The sequence below is a fragment of the Nonomuraea mesophila genome, assembly GCF_004352805.1.
Taxonomy (GTDB): Bacteria; Actinomycetota; Actinomycetes; order Streptosporangiales; family Streptosporangiaceae; genus Nonomuraea; species Nonomuraea longispora.
Genome location: NZ_SMLD01000330.1, coordinates 1 through 3,698 on the forward strand (window position 1 = coordinate 1; position 3,698 = coordinate 3,698).

General features: G+C 68.8%; 5 protein-coding genes. 1 reads left to right on the forward strand and 4 read right to left on the reverse strand.

The window, feature by feature from the left end; genetic code table 11:
* On the reverse strand, nt 1-779 hold a 779-nt coding region (locus E1295_RS47515), incomplete at its 3' end, for a winged helix DNA-binding domain-containing protein (RefSeq protein WP_132641897.1).
* Nucleotides 776-1,762, reverse strand: coding sequence for an MDR family NADP-dependent oxidoreductase (locus E1295_RS47520; protein WP_132641899.1), 987 nt, complete (start codon nt 1,760-1,762; stop codon nt 776-778). The genes E1295_RS47520 and E1295_RS47515, both read right to left, overlap by 4 nt.
* Before the next feature lie 62 nt (nt 1,763-1,824).
* Here E1295_RS47520 and E1295_RS47525 point away from each other — a divergent pair, with 62 nt between their 5' ends.
* Nucleotides 1,825-2,820 carry a helix-turn-helix transcriptional regulator gene (locus tag E1295_RS47525; RefSeq protein WP_132641901.1) on the forward strand — a complete coding sequence of 332 codons (996 nt, stop codon included), beginning with the start codon at nt 1,825-1,827 and terminating at the stop codon, nt 2,818-2,820.
* 457 nt (nt 2,821-3,277) lie between these two features.
* Here the strand turns inward: E1295_RS47525 and E1295_RS47530 are convergent, their stop codons facing one another.
* Nucleotides 3,278-3,502: a hypothetical protein gene (locus tag E1295_RS47530; protein WP_132641903.1), complete on the reverse strand. Its 225-nt coding sequence runs from the start codon at nt 3,500-3,502 to the stop codon at nt 3,278-3,280.
* Nucleotides 3,486-3,698 (reverse strand): IS30 family transposase (locus E1295_RS47535; RefSeq protein WP_132641905.1); only part of this gene is annotated, 213 nt, incomplete at its 5' end. The genes E1295_RS47530 and E1295_RS47535, both read right to left, overlap by 17 nt.

Below are 3,698 nucleotides of genomic sequence, written 5' to 3' on the forward strand. Positions count from 1 at the left end.
GTGACGGGGTCGGGGAGCGGGGCGTCGGGCAGATCGAACAGGCGCTGGCCGTCGGGGCCGGTGTCGTGGCGCAGGTCGGCGCGCATTTCCGTGAGGATCTGGTCCAGCCGGGTCAACCCGGACCACGCCTGGATGTCCGCCACGGTGGCGGGGCCGAAGGCGGCCAGGTAGCGGCGAATCAGATCGCGGAGGGCGGCGGGGTGGAGGGCGTCGGTCGGGGCGGCGCTGACGGTGACCGACGAGCGGGTGCCCCAGCCGCCCCAGGACGCGGTGGCCGGACCATGGATGAGCGGGGTGCGCAGTTCGATCTCACCGGCCAGGGTACGGCTGTCGCGGCCCGGGTGGAGGGTCGCCAGGTGTCTGACGAGATCTCTTCTGGAGAGCGGTCCGGTCCGCAGTAGGGCGTGCGCCTCAGCGACCAGGGTTTCGGGGTCGAGTCCGGCATTGTTGCGCCGGAAGTGGGCCGAGTCGGCGGTGCGGTTCAGGACGGGTTGCAGCGCTGGTCGCAGCCGACGGAAGTCGTCAGCCGCGATGAGGTGCATCGTGCTGCGTAGGAAGCCGGAGCGCACCACCCGGCCCTGGGCGAGCAGGGTGGTGAGGTCGGCATGGGCGAAGTGGCGGATGCGGGTCCACAGGCCGATGTAGGGCCAGTTCGGCTCTTGGGCCTGCATGGCGACCAGGTGGCCGATCACCTCCAGGGCCCCGAGGCCGGTCCGCTCCAGCAGGAACTGCCGCTGGAGCAGGGCCCGGTTGAGTGTGCGGCGGGACAGGGTGGTCATGCCAGCCGTACCGAGACGTTGCCTCGATAGTCGCCGTGCAGCATGGCCAGGAAGACGCCGGGCACGCCGTCGATGCCGGTCTCGACGACGGTCCGCGGGTAGACGAAGCGGCCCTGGCCGAGCGCGGTGCGGAAGTGGTGGTGCCAGGCGGCGATCTGGTCGGGGGTGTGGTAGCAGGAGAACGGCAGCAGCTCGACCCCCCTGGCCTGGGCGGCGTCGCGGTCGGGTTCGGGGAAGCGGTCGGCGGCTGCGCCGAGCTGGGTGGACAGTGATCCGCACAGCGCGAACCTGGCGCCCGGCGCGGCGACTTCGAGTGCGGCGTCGTACAGCGCGCCGCCCACGGTGTCGAAGAAGATGGTGATGCCCTCGGGGGCGAGCTCCGTGAGCGCGGCGACCGGGTCGTGGTGGTAGTCGAAGGCGGCGTCGAAGCCGAGCTCGTTCACGAGGTAGTCGGCCTTGGCCTGGCTGCCCGCGCTGCCGATCACCTTCTTGGCGCCCAGGTTGCGGGCGATCTGCCCGGCCAGCGAGCCGACACCGCCGGCCGCGCCGGAGACGAACACGACGTCACCCGCGCCGACCTTGGCCACGTCCGCCATGCCGTAGTAGGCGGTCGGGCCCTGGCCCAGGTAGTAGCTCGGGTCGGGATAGGCATCCCGGTCCAGCTTGATGTAGGAGGCGGCCGGTCCCGCCGAGTGCGTGCTCCAGCCGCTCATCGACTGGACCAGGTCGCCCTCCCGCAGGTCGGGGCTGGTCGAGTTCAGCACGGTGCCGATCGCCATCACGCCCACTCGCTGGCCCGGCTGCCAGGCCGGGATCGGCAGGTGGCAGTCGGCGCGCATGAGTTCGAGGTAGGTGGCGGCCAGCCCCAGGTAGTCGGTGCGGACCACGACCTCGCCCTCGACCTCCGTCTGGGCGACGGTGAAGTGCTCTGGGGCGGGGACGGCGGCGATCTGGGCGGTCAACTGGATCTCGTTGCTCTTCATGGTGACCACACTAATGAGGCTTCCGGCCAGTTTTTGACCGGAAGTCCGGGGATCATGGTGATATGGCCAACACGAGTTCCCGCACGCTCACTCTGCTGTCGTTGCTCCAGACGCACCGCCACTGGCCGGGCGCGGATCTGGCCGATCGCCTCGGCGTATCGGAACGCACGCTGCGCCGCGATGTCGATCGCTTGCGTGAGCTGGGCTATCCGGTCCACGCCTCCCGGGGCACCGACGGCGGCTACCAACTGGAGCCCGGGGCGGTCCTGCCGCCGCTCCTGCTGGATGACGAAGAAGGCGTCGCGCTCGCAGTCGGCATGGGAGACGCGGCGCAGAGCGGGATCGCCGGGCTGGACGAGGCCGCCGTGCGCGCGCTGACCAAGGTGGTGCAGGTCTTGCCACCCCGCCTGCGGGCCAGAGTGAACGCGCTGCGCGCGATGACCGTCTCAGCGGCCTCCGCCGGGCCGGTCATCCCGGCGGAGACGCTGACGATGATCGCCCAGTCGTGCCGGGACCAGGAACGGCTGCGCTTCCACTACACCGCGCGCGGCGGCGCGCCGACGGAACGCGAAGTGGAACCCCACCGCCTCGTCGCGCTCGGGGGCCGCTGGTATCTGGTGGCCTACGACCTGACCAGGCACGACTGGCGTAGCTTCCGTCTCGACCGGCTCGCGCAGCCGCGCAACACCGGCGTCCCCTTCCTGCCACGGCCGCTGCCCGGCGGGGACGTCGCCGCCTTCGTCCGCACCGCGGCCCAGGTCCCCATCGCCCGCACCGTGGTCGCGCTGGTCCACGCACCCGCGGAACACGTGCGCGGCAAGGTCGGCCAATGGGGCGAGATCGAGGCGATCGACCACGATCGCTGCCGGCTCACCATGACCTCCACCAGCCTTGACTGGCCCACGCAGGCGCTCGGCAACGTCGAAGCCGAATTCGAGGTGCTCCAACCGGCGGACTTCGTCGAGTATCTGCGAGATTGGGGCACACGGTTCCTCAACGCCGTCGACAGATCGGCAGCTCCCATCGAAGGCCCGGCCGAGACGGAGAATGAGCGATGACGGGCAGGAGTTCGGAGACACCTCTTCCGGTTCGGCCGCCGTCACGCGTGCGTGGGCCTCGGTGACAGCTGTGGCCGGGGGCGCTTCACTCAGCGCTGACGCCGACACCCTGATTAAGCAGGTCGGCTCGGTCTGCTGCAGCCCAGCCCGATCGAACCCCGGCCTGTCGATGCTGTGGCCATCGGCAGGCCGGGACCACCCGCAGCTGCTGTTGATCCCAAAGCAAGGGCCCGCCCCTAAACCAGATCCTCCTCGGCGTCGCGAGCCGCTGGATCACGCAGCGGCCGCAGCCCCTGGCGAGGCTGGAGGCGGCGAAACTGGACCGCCCCGGCGAAGTTGGAGGCTACTTCGCTTGGTTTTCGGTCGATACGGGCGCGTTGCCGTGTGACCGGTAGAACGCTTCCTCGTACTCGTGCGGGGGAACGTTCCCGCAGAAAGAATGTACCCTTTCCATGTTTTACCACGCCACCCATTCCATGGTGGCGATCGTCACATCCATGACATTCTTCCAGCCGCCATGGAAATCGATGAGTTCCTCCTTGTAGAGACTGTTGAGCGATTCCGCGGCGGCACTATCGTAGGAGTCGCCTTTGCTGCCCACCGAACAAGCCGCGCCGATCTGATCTAGACGCTCGGCGTAGCGAATAGACGTGTATTGCTCGGATTCAATCAGTCGTCGCAACACTACTGCTGAGCAGCAAGTTTAGTTGATCGCTGAAGGCTTCTGCCGGTGTCTTCCATCCGAGGGTCGTTCGGGGCCTGGTGTTGAGCGCGAACGCAACAGCCGCCAACTCCTCGGCATCCCAGCGTGACAGGTCAGTGCCCTTGGGAAAGTACTGCCGCAGCAGGCCGTTGGTGTTCTCGTTGGTGCCACGCTG

Coding starts and splice junctions, on each gene's coding strand:
- E1295_RS47520 (WP_132641899.1), bottom strand. CDS start 1,762: ATGAAGAGCAACGAGATCCAGTTGACCGCCCAGATCGCCGCCGTCCCC.
- E1295_RS47525 (WP_132641901.1), top strand. CDS start 1,825: ATGGCCAACACGAGTTCCCGCACGCTCACTCTGCTGTCGTTGCTCCAG.